13 protein-coding genes are annotated in these 14,103 nt (G+C 57.9%); 7 read left to right on the top strand and 6 right to left on the bottom strand.

Annotation, left to right across the window (positions count from 1 at the left end; all coding sequences use genetic code 11):
- Nucleotides 1–130: 130 nt before the first annotated feature.
- The gene (locus tag ACR0M9_RS10090) at nucleotides 131–1,150 is read right to left on the bottom strand and encodes a helix-turn-helix transcriptional regulator (protein ID WP_480529167.1); all 1,020 of its coding nucleotides are present in this window, start codon (nucleotides 1,148–1,150) and stop codon (nucleotides 131–133) included.
- Nucleotides 1,151–1,225: 75 nt separating this feature from the next.
- Here ACR0M9_RS10090 and ACR0M9_RS10085 point away from each other — a divergent pair, with 75 nt between their 5' ends.
- From ACR0M9_RS10085 to ACR0M9_RS10075, 3 genes are read left to right on the top strand one after another with little or no spacing between them, the layout of a single operon-like run.
- The gene (locus ACR0M9_RS10085; RefSeq protein WP_480773488.1) at nucleotides 1,226–2,293 is read left to right on the top strand and encodes a DUF1214 domain-containing protein; all 1,068 of its coding nucleotides are present in this window, start codon (nucleotides 1,226–1,228) and stop codon (nucleotides 2,291–2,293) included.
- A 16-nt stretch (nucleotides 2,294–2,309) separates the two neighbouring features.
- Nucleotides 2,310–3,311 (top strand): DUF1214 domain-containing protein, encoded by a 1,002-nt coding sequence (locus tag ACR0M9_RS10080; protein ID WP_480773487.1) that lies wholly within the window; start codon nucleotides 2,310–2,312, stop codon nucleotides 3,309–3,311.
- Between the two features lie 55 nt (nucleotides 3,312–3,366).
- Complete coding sequence (locus tag ACR0M9_RS10075) at nucleotides 3,367–5,085, top strand: alkaline phosphatase family protein (RefSeq protein ID WP_480484742.1); 1,719 nt, start codon at nucleotides 3,367–3,369, stop codon at nucleotides 5,083–5,085.
- Between the two features lie 304 nt (nucleotides 5,086–5,389).
- On the opposite strand, the gene ACR0M9_RS10070 is transcribed toward ACR0M9_RS10075, so the two are convergent.
- The 3 genes from ACR0M9_RS10070 to ACR0M9_RS10060 all read right to left on the bottom strand — a co-directional run bounded on the left by ACR0M9_RS10070 (nucleotide 5,390) and on the right by ACR0M9_RS10060 (nucleotide 7,874).
- Nucleotides 5,390–6,409 (bottom strand): IS110 family RNA-guided transposase, encoded by a 1,020-nt coding sequence (locus ACR0M9_RS10070; RefSeq protein WP_480773486.1) that lies wholly within the window; start codon nucleotides 6,407–6,409, stop codon nucleotides 5,390–5,392.
- A gap of 379 nt (nucleotides 6,410–6,788) precedes the next feature.
- Nucleotides 6,789–7,034 carry a hypothetical protein gene (locus tag ACR0M9_RS10065; RefSeq protein ID WP_480484741.1) on the bottom strand — a complete coding sequence of 82 codons (246 nt, stop codon included), beginning with the start codon at nucleotides 7,032–7,034 and terminating at the stop codon, nucleotides 6,789–6,791.
- Nucleotides 7,035–7,415: 381 nt separating this feature from the next.
- Complete coding sequence (locus ACR0M9_RS10060) at nucleotides 7,416–7,874, bottom strand: hypothetical protein (protein ID WP_480773485.1); 459 nt, start codon at nucleotides 7,872–7,874, stop codon at nucleotides 7,416–7,418.
- 980 nt (nucleotides 7,875–8,854) lie between these two features.
- Between ACR0M9_RS10060 and ACR0M9_RS10055 the strand changes: the two genes are divergently transcribed.
- The 3 genes from ACR0M9_RS10055 to ACR0M9_RS10045 all read left to right on the top strand — a co-directional run bounded on the left by ACR0M9_RS10055 (nucleotide 8,855) and on the right by ACR0M9_RS10045 (nucleotide 10,804).
- Complete coding sequence (locus ACR0M9_RS10055) at nucleotides 8,855–9,250, top strand: GFA family protein (RefSeq protein ID WP_480773484.1); 396 nt, start codon at nucleotides 8,855–8,857, stop codon at nucleotides 9,248–9,250.
- Between the two features lie 358 nt (nucleotides 9,251–9,608).
- Nucleotides 9,609–9,812, top strand: coding sequence for a hypothetical protein (locus tag ACR0M9_RS10050; protein ID WP_480484738.1), 204 nt, complete (start codon nucleotides 9,609–9,611; stop codon nucleotides 9,810–9,812).
- Between the two features lie 32 nt (nucleotides 9,813–9,844).
- Nucleotides 9,845–10,804, top strand: a complete 960-nt coding sequence (locus ACR0M9_RS10045; protein WP_480773483.1) for an IS5 family transposase — start codon at nucleotides 9,845–9,847, stop codon at nucleotides 10,802–10,804.
- A gap of 53 nt (nucleotides 10,805–10,857) precedes the next feature.
- Here ACR0M9_RS10045 and ACR0M9_RS10040 read toward each other — a convergent pair whose 3' ends face one another.
- Together ACR0M9_RS10040 and cuyA are read right to left on the bottom strand one after the other, a co-directional pair.
- Nucleotides 10,858–11,844 carry a YeiH family protein gene (locus ACR0M9_RS10040; RefSeq protein WP_480484736.1) on the bottom strand — a complete coding sequence of 329 codons (987 nt, stop codon included), beginning with the start codon at nucleotides 11,842–11,844 and terminating at the stop codon, nucleotides 10,858–10,860.
- 79 nt (nucleotides 11,845–11,923) lie between these two features.
- Complete coding sequence (gene cuyA / locus ACR0M9_RS10035; RefSeq protein ID WP_480484735.1) at nucleotides 11,924–12,940, bottom strand: D-cysteate sulfo-lyase; 1,017 nt, start codon at nucleotides 12,938–12,940, stop codon at nucleotides 11,924–11,926.
- Between the two features lie 121 nt (nucleotides 12,941–13,061).
- On the opposite strand from cuyA, the gene ACR0M9_RS10030 reads away from it, so the two are divergent.
- On the top strand, nucleotides 13,062–13,958 hold the full coding sequence (locus tag ACR0M9_RS10030) for a LysR family transcriptional regulator (protein WP_480484734.1): 897 nt from the start codon (nucleotides 13,062–13,064) through the stop codon (nucleotides 13,956–13,958).
- The last annotated feature ends 145 nt before the right edge of the window (nucleotides 13,959–14,103 follow it).

Genomic DNA, 14,103 nt, shown 5'->3' with positions numbered 1-14,103 from the left:
GAACGGCAAATGCCGGCAGAGCGGACGAAGCGCAGGTCTGGGAAATTCGAAATTTTTTGGCAGACTTCGGGACGCCTAGCGTTTCCAGAAAATCCATCGTGTATATGCGAATGTGATCAGCGGCAACGACTCAAGTGTTTGTGTTTCGGTTTCCCCGGAAGCTCTTTGGTGAAGAGCCGGTCCACTCCCTGAACGCACGGCGAAAGCTTCTCGGCTCTTTGTATCCCAGCATTTCGGCGATCCGTTCGACCGGAATGTCCGATTTCTGAAGCATTTCGCGCGCCTGCTCCTCGATGAGCATAGAGCGGATTGTCCTGTATGCCGTCCCTTCCGCCCTAAGGGCCCTCTGAAGTGACCTGGGGCCGATCGCAAGATGGGCCGCAACTTTGCTCTCGGAAAGCACACTTGTCGGAAGATGAGCGCGCATGATTTGCAAAACCGCGCCTTCAATGGACTGAACCGGCTCAACCCCCATGAGCGCACCCAGGTCCCCCAATGTAATAGTCTTCCGAGACTGCAAGGGGTGCGGGTTTCGCGTGTCAAGGTCGCAAAGCCGAAGCGCGACGGACGGTGACTGGGCTCCCGTCCTAACAGGTGCGCCGAACAGATCTGCAAGCTTTGACTTGTCGTCACCATTGCCATCGGGAAGTTCAAACCAATCGGGCTGCCAGTCCGTGCCGAGGAAATGCCTGGCCACCTTGGAAATAACGAACAGCGCCCCTTCGTCGAGGTGTCGGTGGCCGACGACCGAGAAGCCTTTCGAGTCTCGTCCGACGACAACGTGCGTGTCAGTCTGTCGGATCACGATTTCAGAGCCAGGATGCGTCAGCGACAGCGCGCGTCGCCCGCGGTCAAGCGCAGATCGCAGATCCGGTGCGCCCAGCACGTAGTTCGCATAAGCTCCGTAAGCCAAGTAGTCGAAGGCCCAGCCAACCCTGGCACCCAGATGGCGATCGCTTATCATGCGGGCGACGGACTCCAGAATGACGGCCTCAGCAGCGTAGGAAACAAACCCGGTTCCTTCTGACAGCATCTTACGGTCGAGACCAGCCGTTCGGAGCGCACTCTCGACGACGTGTTTCGGGACGAAGCTGTCAAGAATGTCCACGACGTGCGCCAGTTCGATGATGTTGACCAACTTCTGTCTCATAGCGTCTCTTTGTCACAAAATGACCGGTCGCACTATGATAAAACGCCAGGAAAACGAAGACTTGAGGGGCGACTCATGAAAGGTAAACAGTTGGCAAACCGCATATTTTTGTTTCTTGCATTCCTGGCCGCGATCGTCTCTGGTCCCGCTCATGCCCAAAACTTCGACACCACAGTGGACCAACTTGCCGACAGCAGGGAAATCCCAGTCACGGTAGACAACTTTATCCGTGCCGCGACAGATATCGAGTTCGGCAAATATGTTGCCCTCGCTGGAGGGGTAAACAAGTTCTACCACTTCCGCGAAATGATGCCCGTCCATGCTCAGACCACCATCAGCGCGAACCGGGACACTCTCTATAGCGTCGCGATCATCAATATCAGCAAGGGCGCGACGGTCACCCTTCCGGATGTCGGCGACCGCTACATGTCGGCGATGGTCATCAACCAGGACCACTACCTGAACAAGGTCTTGCACGGTGGCGGCGCCTATACACTCGATATGGACACGTTTGACACGCCATATGTCGCCGTCTATCTGCGCGTCCTGCTGGATGCGACCGATTCCGCGGACCTGGCCGCCGTGCACGCGATCCAGGACCAGATGTCGATCGACGCTGCCTCGTCCAAACCCTTCATCGTCCCGCCCTATGACGAAGAGGACTATATAGGGCTCGTAAGGGCCGCCGTCGGTGTCGGCGCCTACCTTCCGGACAGTTTCCACATGTTCGGCAAGAAGGAGGATGTCGATCCAGTGCGGCATTTCATTGGGACGGCCGGTGGCTGGGGTGGGTTGCCAGAGGATGAGGCACTTTATCTCGGGATCTCGCCGAACCTGCCGGTCGGGAAATACAAGATCGAAGTGCCGGCCGACGTGCCCGTCAAGGATTTCTGGTCGGTCAGCCTCTATGATGCAAACCGTTATTTCGCGCCGAACGCGATGGACGCCTATGTCATCAACTCCGTCAGCGGGACGTACAATGAGGACGGCTCGATGACCGTGCATCTGGGCGGCTGCGAGGACGGGCGCGTGAATTGCCTGCCGCTTGTCGAGGGGTGGCAATACACCGTGCGGCTCTATCGTGCAGCGCCGGAAGTGCTGGATGGAAGCTGGGTCTTCCCGGGTGTCGAGCCCGCGAACTGACAGAAAGGACAGAAAAATGAAACACCTTCTCCTTGCCGCTGCCCTCTGCGCACCCGCACCAGTTCTCGCCGAAGATATCACGATCCGGAACCTCATGCGCGCCGAGAGCGATACGATGTTCCGGCTCACTATGAAGAACAACGGAACAGGTGTCGGCGAGATCGCCCATGAGCGCGAGGTAACCTCCGCCGACAAGCCGCAGCCAGTCATCCGGCCCAACCAGGACACCTTGTATTCGTCCGCCCTCATCGATCTGTCCGAGCCGGTGACGGTGACGCTGCCGGAGGGCGACGGACGGTTCCAGTCGGTGCTGGTGATCAGCCAGGACCACTACAACTTTGCCTATGCCGAACCCGGTGCATACGAGCTGACCGAGGACGAGGTCGGGACCCGCTTCGCGATGCTCCTGTTCCGCACCTTCATCGACGCGGGCGATCCCGACGATACGGCGCGCGCCCATGCGGTGCAGGACGGAATTCGCCTCGAAGGCGGCGGAACCGGCCCCTTCGAGGCTCCGGACTGGGATCTCGACGCCCTTGCCGCTGCACGGAAGGCGGTCAGTGACCTCGCCGCTGCCGTCGGCCTTGATGCCAGCATCGCCTTTGGCCGCCGCGACGAGGTGGACCCGCTGGGCCATCTGATCGGGATGGCGGGCTGGGCGGGGCAGCCGGCCACGACGGCCAGCGCCTTTGTCGACGCCGTCGATAGGAATGACGGCGCGACCCCCCATGCCGTGACGCTGCAAGACGTTCCGGTGGACGCGTTCTGGTCGATCACCGTCTACGACGCTGACGGCTTCCTCGCGCCAAACGATTTGGGGCGGAACAGCTATAACAACACCTCGGCCACCCCGAATAAGGATGGTTCCTTCACCATCCATTTCGGTGGCTGCGAGGATGGCCGGATCAACTGCATCCCTCTTACGCCGGGCTGGAACTACACGGTCCGGCTATACCAGCCACGCGCCGAAATCCTCGATGGCAGCTGGACCTTCCCGGATGTCCTGCCCCTAAACTGATGACGCGACGGCCCGCGCACCGCGTGGGCCGATCGACGAGAGGAAGGAGCCTTCGATGTTGAAAAAGCCACCTGTCCAAACGGCCAGTTGCGCCGTCTTCCTGGCGTTTTCCTTGGCGAACGGTGCATTAGCCGAGGATAAGCCGCGCCTCATCCTCCAGATCACTGTGGATCAGCTGCGGGGCGACCTGCCTTTCCGCCACTACGACCAATTTGGCTCGGGCGGATTCCGCTATCTGATGGATCAGGGCGTCTACTACGACAACGCCCACCACGCCCACGCCAATACTGAAACCGTCGTCGGCCATACCACGCTGGCCACCGGCGCGCATCCGTCGGCCCATGGCATGGTAGGCAACCTCTGGTACGACCGCGCCACGGGGCGCACTATCTACAATGTCGAGGACGCCGACTATCCACTCCTCACTCGGGGCGCGGACGTGAACCCCGACACCGAGGTCGACCCCACCCAGCTTGCCGCCAGTTCCGATGGCCGTTCGCCCCGCGCCATCCTGACCACCACCTTTTCCGACGAGCTGTCCATCGCCACCCAGGGCCGCGCCAAGGTCTTTGGCGTCTCGGTCAAGGATCGTGGTGCCGTCTCGATGGCGGGCCACACCGGCAAGGCGTTCTGGTTCTCCAAATCCGCCGGGGAATTCGTCACCTCCAGCTATTATTACGACAGCTACCCGGATTGGGTGACCGATTGGAACGCTAAGGATTTCCTGCAAAACTATCTCGGCACTTCGTGGCAGCTGACCCATCCCATCGATAGCTATCTTTTTGGCGATCGCGACGATCAGGATTGGGAAACCGATCTTGCCGGGTTCGGGCGCACCTTCCCGCACCCCTATTCGACCGTCGATCCGCTTTCGTGGAAGAACGATCCCTATTTCCCCACGCTGCTCACCTTCAGCCCTGCCGGGGACGAGATCACCGCCGATTTCGCCAAGACCCTGATCACAGCCGAGGGCCTGGGGCAGGATGATGTCACCGATTACCTCTCCGTCAGCTTCTCGGCGACCGATTACATTGGCCACGGCTTCGGCCCCTCCAGCCTCGAGGCCGAGGAAAACCTGCTCCGGCTCGACCGCACCCTGACCGATCTCTTCGCCTTTATCGACGCCGAGATCGGGCTCGAGAACACCCTGATCGCGCTGTCCGCCGATCACGGCACGCCCGAGGCGCCGGGATACCTGGCCGAGCTGGGAGAGATGGGCGGCTACGTCAACCCCGAGCACTGGGCGACCCAGCCCGCCGCCGATCGCATCCGCGCGCGCTTTGGCCTTAGCGATCCGCTGATAGCCGGCTATGACCACCCCTACCTCACCCTCTCGGAAGAGGTGCACAGTCGCGACGACATCGACCTTGTCGCGCTGGAAACCGCCATCGCCGAAGAACTGTCGACCTTCGAAGGTATCGCCTTCGCTGTGCCTTCGTCCCGCATTCGTACGGGCGCCCTGCCCGACAATGCGCTGATGCGCGCCGTGGCCAACAACTACAACCCCGACCGCTCGGGCGACATCTATCTGGTGGCCAGCCCCGGCTGGTTCATCAACGATTTCGACGGTCTCTCGGTCACAGTCACCCACGGCTCGCCCTGGCGTTATGACACCCACGTGCCCATAGCTTTTGCCGGTTTCAGCCTCGCGCCACAGCGGGTCTCGCGTCGAGTGCATACAGTCGATCTGGCGCTGACGCTTGCCGCGGTCGCAGATACGCGCCCACCCGACGGCGGCGCAGGAGAAGTGTTGGGGGAAGTCGTCGGGTACTAGGCGCCTCGCGGTAATGCAAAGCGGAGACAGTAACTGGGTCGGATTGAACGGCATCTGTGGGTGGCTCCTGCATTGCAAGAGTTTTTTAGCGATTTTCGCGGTCGTTTCGTCAGTACTGTCGTCTGTCCGGCCTGTTTGTGTTTTGGCATTGCCTCCACTGGCCCTGATGAATTCCGCGAGCGAGGTTCCAATCGGCTTATCGACCTCAGAGGGCCGGAGACATTCCCGGAGTGTCCTTGCTCTTGGTTGACTTACTTCCGCATCATCACTTCAACGTCTTGCATCTCGTGGGCAGTCTGTGCGGTCAGAACGCTGGCTGCCGGTATTCCTGTTTCTTTGTCAGCATTGCCCAGATGGAACGCGCTGCCTTGTTTGCCATCGCGACTGTTGCCAGCCGAAACGGCTTGTCGGCAATGATCTTGGCTGTCCAGAGATCGACTTTCTCTGGCGACCGTTTTGCCATGACCGCGCGCGATGTCATACCCACAACCAGCAGCTTTCGAAGGTAGCGATCCCCTTGCTTGGTGATCTTGCCCAGTTTCTCTTTGCCGCCGCTCGACTTGTTGAGCGGGGTGAGGCCCAGCCAGGCGGCCAGATCTCGTCCTGTTCGGAACTGATGCGCATCGCCGATAGTGGCGACAATCGCTGAAGCCGTGATCGGGCCGATACCAGGCATACGCATCAATCTACGCGCATCTGCATTCAGAAGGGCATGTTGCTGGATCATCTTAGAATAGCCATCGATGCGTTCGTTTAGGCCGAGGATCTGATAGCACTGGATACCGAGCATGCCGTTGGCGATCTCTGGCATTTCTGGATGGTCGCCATCACGGTGACGCTTTGCAAAAGCCGTCACTGCTTCGATCCCAATGGGCAAGATATGCCCAAACTCACGCAAAAGGCTGCGGATCATGTTGGCCAGTTGGGTGCGCTGCCGGACGGCCAGATCTCGAGTCCGGTGGATTGAGAGAATGGCTTGCTGCTCTTCCGTCTTGATCTCGACGAAGCGCATGGTTGGTCGACGGACCGCTTCACAGATTGCCTCAGCATCAACGGGATCATTCTTGCCGCGCTTCACGTAGGGTTTGACGTAGCCAGCCGGCATCAGCTTCACATCATGACCGAGCGTGCGCAGCTGACGGCCCCAATGATGGGATGAACCGCAGGCATCCATGCCTACGACGCAGGGCGGAAGCGTCTCAAAAAAGGCCAGTAGCTTCGCGCGCTTGATCGGCTTGTTGAAAATAACCCGGCCGCTCTCAGAAATGCCGTGCACTTGAAAAACGTCCTTGGCCAAATCGAGGCCGACGGTCTTTACTGTCATTGGGTGGCTCCTTTCCTAGCAGTCGTTGATAACTGCACTTTGGCACATTCGATGCCGGTGGAGCAGGAGCCACCCACCTCATCCGCTTCCAGCTTTTCGCGCTGACAGGTTCGCGGTAGCAGAGATGGACCGCTTTCCGGTTTTAAAGCGGGCAAAGGCGATGCTATGCTGTGTGAAGCAAGGCATTTGGGTTTGTCGGTGGTGTGGGGATGACCTGCCCGACTATCGCAGGACTGATGCGCGGTATTGCTCTGAGGGGTGTAGAAAACGGTCAGCGAGGGCACGCAGGAAAGTCAGGAAAAGAACTCAGGAAGTGTAAAGATCCACTGGATATCTGGTTTGGTTTCGGCACTAGCCACACTAAGATTACCTAAGGTTTCTACTCATTCCCCATGAAGCCCAACGCGCCTTCGTTGTTCAAAACCTCAATTGCTGTATCAAGGGCCGCTTGGTCCGAATTGAACTTGTCGTCCCAGACATAACTGGCGTCTTCATGGTCCACCACTTCCAACGTCCATTTGTCCTGGTTGTCCAAGCGGTAGATTTCGATTTCAAACCGATACCCGTCTAAAAGCACAGCCTTGCACCTGTCTGACATCACCAGCTTCGGTTCATCTACATTCATGTCCGTGCCATCCTGACTATAAGCTCTGTGGTTTGGCGGACTTGCGACAGCCTGTGGGTTTCCGTCCGTTTCCAGAATATGCTGTAACACCGCATGCCCGACAATTCCAAGCGCACAGAGTTTCCTTGTCCTGCGCGGTTTCTCTCTTCCAGCGGCACGAGACTTTCTCTTTGTTTGCCCCGAATACGCGGAGCATCAATCGCAAGGTCAAATACAGTAGGATGACGCCCAGAAGTATTCCGGCGATGAGCCAAAAATCCGGGCCGCTACTCTGCACTGAAATAGATTTCAAACCGCCTCCAATAGGACCCTAACAACCAGCCAGATTTTCCCATGACTTGGCCGGTATCGATAATGCGTCACCCCCAAACTCGTACCCCTTTAGCGAATGGAAACAACCTTACATTTACTCAGTCCGAAGCGGCGTGTGAGCTTCGCTGCCTTCAGCGCTTTTACCAAGCGGGCGCTAAAAAACAGGCTCCAGTACAAGCGCGGATCAACCCACAAATCGGGTCCCTCCAAGGCTATACCTGAAACAACAATGTCGAAGTCTTTGGGTTTCATGCCCCGCTTCATCCAAGTATCTGGTTTATTCCCCATAGGTTTGACCATATTCGACCGATCCGGAACAAACGCCGTTTTTTGTTCACCAAGGGCGAGTGTAAAATACTCGCCTTCAACTGGTGTCACACGGTCGTGTTGGCAAACGTTCAAAGGATAGATTTTCGTTTTTCCCAGTTCTGCTTCGCGAAGTACATTCGCTACCGCGCGAGATACGACTGGACCATATGGCCCATTGAAAATTTCGGGCAGCGCCTGAAGCTTTTTGTTCGGATACATTCCAAAAACTAATTTAGGAAAGGCCTCACGGGATTGAACGATCCAGCCCTGTTTTTGTTGTCTACTGCACCAGCAGTCGGCAAGTTGCTTAAAGCCTGCTCGGAGGTAATGGGCTTCATCAACGTTGTGTCATACATGACCTGGCTAAACCAGACGCCTTCATTCTCTTCCACTAATCACCCATTCACAAAAATCGCAAACCGGATCAAAAGATAGTATTTAAACAAATCAAAGGACAACGAGTATGTCCGGCGGTGGTGGTACGACGCGCCGAACTCGTACCCCCTCATTGAAATCATAATCCCCATCAAGACGCGCCGCTCCGCACTGATATTTGCGGAGAGTGTTCAAATTGCGTCCATGAGATGAAAAGTGCGTTGGCGCTCCGGCACTCGGAAAGTGCAGTTCAATACTCTGGCGGTTCGATGAAGTACTCGTGGGGCGGCGCGCCGAACTCAACAACCCCCTCAAATCCAGATGGAAAAACTGGAACGCTCTAAAATCAACACGCGCCATCCACGGATAGAGGATCGCATTGTGGCGAAATTGTGTCCACATCTCGTTTTGAAACTCACTGTTCGCCTTTAGGAAACAAACTTTTTCGGTGAAGTTTGCAATGTTACGGGAATCCCCCAATTTCGGGCTTTGCTTGAGTTGGATAGATTGGGATCAGAATAACCACTTACCCCCTCGTGACGAAGATAGGGGCTGGCCTCGACCCCCTCAGCCAGCCCTTATTCCTTTTCTGGCCACCCCGGCAGATTTTTTGGAGCAGGAACGTCATTCCGAACCAGCCAGTCACGCATCTCCGCCCAGTGGTCCTGTGACCCAGCTGTGTATCGCCGTGAATGTAAATCGGCTAACTGCTGTTCAAGGGAAGGCCACAAGTGCAGCTTGACCCAAGCGGCGATCCGCGCCTGGGCCAAAGCACTTGAGTCGGTCGTCATGATGCCGTCAGTGCCGAGAGCGGAGATTGATACATGCTGAAAGGAACTTGCCACTGCGGCGAAGTTGGCTGGACTCTCGATGCTGTGCCAAAGTCGGTCATGGCCTGCAATTGCACAATCTGTCGGCGTTACGGTGCCCTTTGGGCCTACGGGCACATTGGCTATGACATTCAAACTACCGGGAAAACAAATACATATCTGCGTCGCGATAGCGGGGATATCCATTTCCACTTCTGCGCCAATTGCGGGTGTGTGACGCACTACGTTGCGTGTTTCTCGGACGAAAACGGCCGCAAACTGTCTGCGGTTAATGTTCGAATGTCTGATCCTTCACCAATCAGTGAGATTCCAATCCGTCACTTCGAGGGGCACGACAGCTTTCGAGAACTTCCTCGTGACAGCCGAACTGTAAAGGACATGTGGTTTTGACGTGCTTCCAGGCAGCGGACTTTGGAGCGACTGCTGCGAAGGCCCTTTTCGTCGTCGTCCCGCAGGGCGGATGATATGCAAATCGTTCGCCGCGGCGAGAGTGAGAAGTCAGTTCCGTTGACCTGAATGCTCCACCCTTTGGGCTTTTCATTCATCCGTGCCGACATCAGAGGCAACGCAGTATTAGCTGTCGCACGGCGAGATGATACATCGGGGACGACCCATTGCTGACCTTCACCATTCCTAACAGATGCTGCAGTGCGCCCACCAAAGCGGATGAGGTGGGTGGCTCCTGCTCCACCGGCATCGAATGTGCCAAAGTGCAGTTATCAACGACTGCTAGGAAAGGAGCCACCCAATGACAGTAAAGACCGTCGGCCTCGATTTGGCCAAGGACGTTTTTCAAGTGCACGGCATTTCTGAGAGCGGCCGGGTTATTTTCAACAAGCCGATCAAGCGCGCGAAGCTACTGGCCTTTTTTGAGACGCTTCCGCCCTGCGTCGTAGGCATGGATGCCTGCGGTTCATCCGACCGTGTTGCACGGATCGTTTCATCGGCGTAGCCAGTTGCTTGATTTAATGACGGGATGGCGGGATGCCTTTCAAGCACAACGCGACGCGGCGGGACAAGTTTGAGAAGGCCAAGTACCGGGTCACGAACTGGCCTGAGTACAACGAGGCGCTTCGCCAGCGTGGTGATGTTACGGTCTGGTTCAGCGAGGATGCGGTATCCGGGTGGTGCGCCCCAAGGTCGGGGAAACGTGGTGGTCAGCGGCAGTATTCTGACCTGGCGATTGAGACCTGCCTGACCCTGCGCGCCGTCTTCGGCCTGCCGCTTCGGCAAACGCAAGGGTTTGTACGAAGCCTACTACGGCTCATGCAGATCGACGTTCCCGTTTCGGATTTTTCCACGCTCTGCCGGCGCGCACAATTGCTTCGGATCACACCGAACACCCGGCCCACGAACGGCCCAGTGACGCTGATCGTAGACAGCACAGGGCTTCGCGTTCACAGCGGTCGAGACTGGATGCAGAAGAAACACGGGTTACCGAAGGCCCGTAAAACATGGTGCAAACTGCACATCGGCTTCGTTCCCGAGAGCGCGGAGCTTATGGCCTCCTGCCTGACAACCGAGCACATCGGAGACGCCGGCGCACTGCCCGAATTGCTGGCTGATGTGGCAGGTCCTGTTCATCGTATCATCGGCGACGGCGCCTATGATGGTGCGCCGACCACAGCGACGATCCGGCAGGCGTTGGGATCGGATGTCGAACTGATCGTACCGCCGCCGAAGAATGCCGTCCCAGGTGATTGCAAAACACGCAACGCCCATATCGACATGATCGCCAAGGGAGGTCGTATGGCCTGGAAGAAGGCCACTGGCTATGGCCAAAGATCACGCGGCGAGGCCCAGATCGGGCGCTACAAACAGGTCATCGGACCGGAGCTGCGCAGCCGCAAAATGGAGAGTCAGACAACCGAAACCAAGATCGCTGTCAAAGCTCTCAACCGCATGACCCATCTCGGTCGTGCGACCTATGAACGTGTCGCATAACGAACCGGGGAAAGGGGCAAATGCGGCCCAGCCGCTATTCGTGCAACACAGTCTTAAAAGCCAAAGCCCATGACAAATGCCACGGCAATCGCAAGAAGGAAGAGGGTTTCGACGACAAGAATAAGGCCATAGCTGGGCTTGACGCGCAGAATGGTGGCAAGGCTGGTTTTCACCCCAAGGGCAGAAATCGCGATGACCAGACACCAGCCGGACAGGGTGGCGATTGCATCGGTGATCACCTGCGGCACCAGCCCGGTATTTGTCAAAATCGCCAGCGCGACAAACATGACAAGGAACCACGGCAGGATGATCTTCTGGGATTGTGCGCCGCGAAAGCTCGCCATGACCACAATCATCACCACCGGCAACAAGGCCACGCGCACCATCTTGACGAAGGTCGCAATCACCCCCGCCTCGTCACTGATCGAATATCCGGCACCAACAACCTGGGCCACATCGTGAATGGTCGCCCCGATCAGAAATCCGCTTTCCAGATCGCTCATCCCCAGGGCCGCAAACAAGACCGGATAGGCAATCATTGCGATGGTCGACAGGGCGGTGACGCCGATCACAACAAACAGCGTATCCTGTTCGCGGTCATCTTTCGCGGGCAGAACCGAGGTGATGGCAAGGGCGGCCGAGGCCCCGCAGATCGCCACAGACCCGCCCGCCAACAGGCCAAAGGCCAGTTTGCGACCGAAGAGAAAGGACAGGATTGCCCCGCAGGCCAGTGTTGCCATGACAAAGCCGACAACCGCGCCCACCGCGCCCAGCCCGACACTTTCCACATCCCCAATGCTTAGATGCAGGCCCAACAGGCCGACCCCGAATCGCAACAGCGTTTTGGCGGAAAACTCCAGCCCCGGGGTGAATTTCTGATCGTCATAAAGAAAGTGGAACGCCATGCCGATCAGCAGTGCAAACAGCATCGCAGGCGCGCCGTAATGTTCGGACAGAAAGGTCGCGGCGGCGGCAATCACGCACACCAGAAGAATGCCACCAAAGTGGGTGTCCCAGCGGGACCTGATCAGCGACACCATGGTTCGCTCCTGACTGCGGGAATGTGAAATTGGCGCGCGCAGCCTGTGTCAGGCCGCACACACCTGGTACTGTCTGGCGTCAGCCGACCCAGCGATTGCTGTGATCAAAGGCCGCGTCGTAACCAAAGAGCGCGACCGACCCGCCAGTGTGCAGGAAGACGACACGTTCGCCTTTCTTGAAGTGACCTTTGCGGATCAGATCAATGAAACCCGCGGCCCCCTTGGCGGAATAGACCGGGTCGAGAAGGATCGATTCCAGCTCGGCAAACATCTGGATCGCCTCGATGCCGCTGTCGGTCGGGATGCCATAACCTTCGCCGACGTAATCGGTGTTGGCGACCACATCTTCGCGCTGCACGACACCGGCACAGCCCAGCTTTTCGGCGGTGGCACAGGCGAGGTTATAGACGTTTTCTTCCTGTTTCGGTTTGGGCGCACGTACGCCGATGCCCAGAAGAGGAATCTGTGCGTTCATTGCTTTCAAACCCACAATCAGACCGGCCTGCGTGCCTGCGCTGCCGGTGGCGTGAACGATGTGGTCGAGCTTCAACCCGCGATCATTGGCTTGCGCCAGCATCTCAAACGCGCAGTTCACATAGCCCAGCGCACCGGTCGGGTTCGACCCGCCCCCGGGGATGGTGTACACTTTTTTGCCATCTGCGCGCAGCTTGTCGGCAGCCGCTTCCATCTCGGCATTCATGTCCAGACCACCGGGGCGCTTTTCGGTGGTGGCGCCATGCAGATGGTCCAGCAGAACATTGCCGTTGTAATTGTAGTTGTGGTTGGTGGAGCCGGTGCGATCCTCCAAAAGGATGTGGCACTCCATGCCCAGTTTCGCCGCAAAAGCAGCCGTTTGGCGCGCGTGGTTTGATTGGGTTGCCCCCTGGGTCATCACCATCTCTGCGCCCTGCAACTCGGCCTCGGCCATCAGGAATTCCAGCTTGCGGGTCTTGTTGCCGCCGGTGGACAGGCCGGTGCAATCGTCACGTTTGATCCAGATTTCCGGGCCGCCGAGCTCTGCGGTCAGACGGTCCAGGCGCTCAAGCGGGGTGGGCAGGTGGGCGATGAAGCGGCGGGGGTAACGGGAGAGATGCATCGGAAAACTCCTAAATTGGTTTTCTCGCATTTTATGGAGGTCATTCCCACTATTCTAATTCGAAATATGCGCTATAAAATGCACATCTTGCATAATATCAGTGTGCCGCTATGGTGACATCATGCAGTTGGATTGGATTGATGACATCCTGGCGGTGATCGACACGGGGTCCCTGACACGGGCGGCAGAGCGGCGGTTTCTGACCCAATCGGCGTTCACGCGGCGCGTGCGATTGATCGAAGAGCGCATCGGTGCACCCCTGTTTGACCGGTCCTGCAAGCCGGTCACCATCCTGCCCGGCGTGCAGGCGACGGAACCAGAACTGCGAGAGCTTGGCGCGCGGCTGCGTCGCCTGCAACACGACTTGAAAGCGGCCGCAGAGGGCGCAAAGCGGGATGTGACTTTTGTGTGCCAGCACGCCATCACCACCACAATCTCGCCGTGGGTGGTGCGGCAACTGACCCAATCGCAGGACATTTCCGTGCGGGTGCGATCCGGAAATCGGGACAATTGCCTGATGCTGCTTTTGTCCGGCGAGGCCGATTTCGCAATGACATATGAACGCCCGGAGGCCCCCGGCCCTGCGGTGCCACAGGCGTTTGAAATGCGGCGGCTGGGCGGCGATACATTGGTGCCGGTGGCGTCACCCGATCTTGCGCTCCACGTTGATGACCCCGAGATCCCGTTCATCTCATATCCCCCAGATGTTTTCCTGGGGCGCCTGTTCAGCCAAAGCATTCTGCCCCTGTTGCCCGAAGGCGTGATGCTGTCCCCAAAGGCGGAAACTGCACTGACGCTTGCCGCCTGTGAATACGCGCTGGATGGCATTGGGGTGGCGTGGTTGCCGCTGACCCTGGTCAAGCGGCATTTAACCGAAGGGCGGCTGCGGCGGTTACATGACCTGCCGCATCAGGATCTGGGCATCATGCTGATCCGCCTCTCTGATCAACAGGGCGAGGGGACCGCGCAAATCTGGTCTGATCTGACAAATATTCCCGAACCGTCCGTGGGACTATAGCGCGTTCCAGACCTGCTCGCCGGTTTTGTCCAGACGCTCAAGCGAGCAGAACAAGGACAGGGTCAGCGTGGCCGGCCAATTTTCCCCGCCAACCTGTGTCATTACCGGGGATCAACTTAATTGAATTTACGCGTTGGGATAAGGG

The organism is Ruegeria sp. CH2 (genome assembly GCF_056537065.1).
The sequence above is the reverse complement of the archived record's forward strand: the minus strand, read 5'-3'. Positions and strand labels throughout refer to the sequence as shown.

Excerpts from the sequence above, each read along its gene's own strand:
- ACR0M9_RS10090 (WP_480529167.1), bottom strand. The coding sequence starts at position 1,150 with ATGAGACAGAAGTTGGTCAACATCATCGAACTGGCGCACGTCGTGGAC.
- ACR0M9_RS10085 (WP_480773488.1), top strand. The coding sequence starts at position 1,226 with ATGAAAGGTAAACAGTTGGCAAACCGCATATTTTTGTTTCTTGCATTC.
- ACR0M9_RS10080 (WP_480773487.1), top strand. The coding sequence starts at position 2,310 with ATGAAACACCTTCTCCTTGCCGCTGCCCTCTGCGCACCCGCACCAGTT.
- ACR0M9_RS10075 (WP_480484742.1), top strand. The coding sequence starts at position 3,367 with ATGTTGAAAAAGCCACCTGTCCAAACGGCCAGTTGCGCCGTCTTCCTG.
- ACR0M9_RS10070 (WP_480773486.1), bottom strand. The coding sequence starts at position 6,409 with ATGACAGTAAAGACCGTCGGCCTCGATTTGGCCAAGGACGTTTTTCAA.
- ACR0M9_RS10065 (WP_480484741.1), bottom strand. The coding sequence starts at position 7,034 with ATGAATGTAGATGAACCGAAGCTGGTGATGTCAGACAGGTGCAAGGCT.
- ACR0M9_RS10060 (WP_480773485.1), bottom strand. The coding sequence starts at position 7,874 with ATGTATCCGAACAAAAAGCTTCAGGCGCTGCCCGAAATTTTCAATGGG.
- ACR0M9_RS10055 (WP_480773484.1), top strand. The coding sequence starts at position 8,855 with ATGCTGAAAGGAACTTGCCACTGCGGCGAAGTTGGCTGGACTCTCGAT.
- ACR0M9_RS10050 (WP_480484738.1), top strand. The coding sequence starts at position 9,609 with ATGACAGTAAAGACCGTCGGCCTCGATTTGGCCAAGGACGTTTTTCAA.
- ACR0M9_RS10045 (WP_480773483.1), top strand. The coding sequence starts at position 9,845 with ATGCCTTTCAAGCACAACGCGACGCGGCGGGACAAGTTTGAGAAGGCC.
- ACR0M9_RS10040 (WP_480484736.1), bottom strand. The coding sequence starts at position 11,844 with ATGGTGTCGCTGATCAGGTCCCGCTGGGACACCCACTTTGGTGGCATT.
- cuyA (WP_480484735.1), bottom strand. The coding sequence starts at position 12,940 with ATGCATCTCTCCCGTTACCCCCGCCGCTTCATCGCCCACCTGCCCACC.
- ACR0M9_RS10030 (WP_480484734.1), top strand. The coding sequence starts at position 13,062 with ATGCAGTTGGATTGGATTGATGACATCCTGGCGGTGATCGACACGGGG.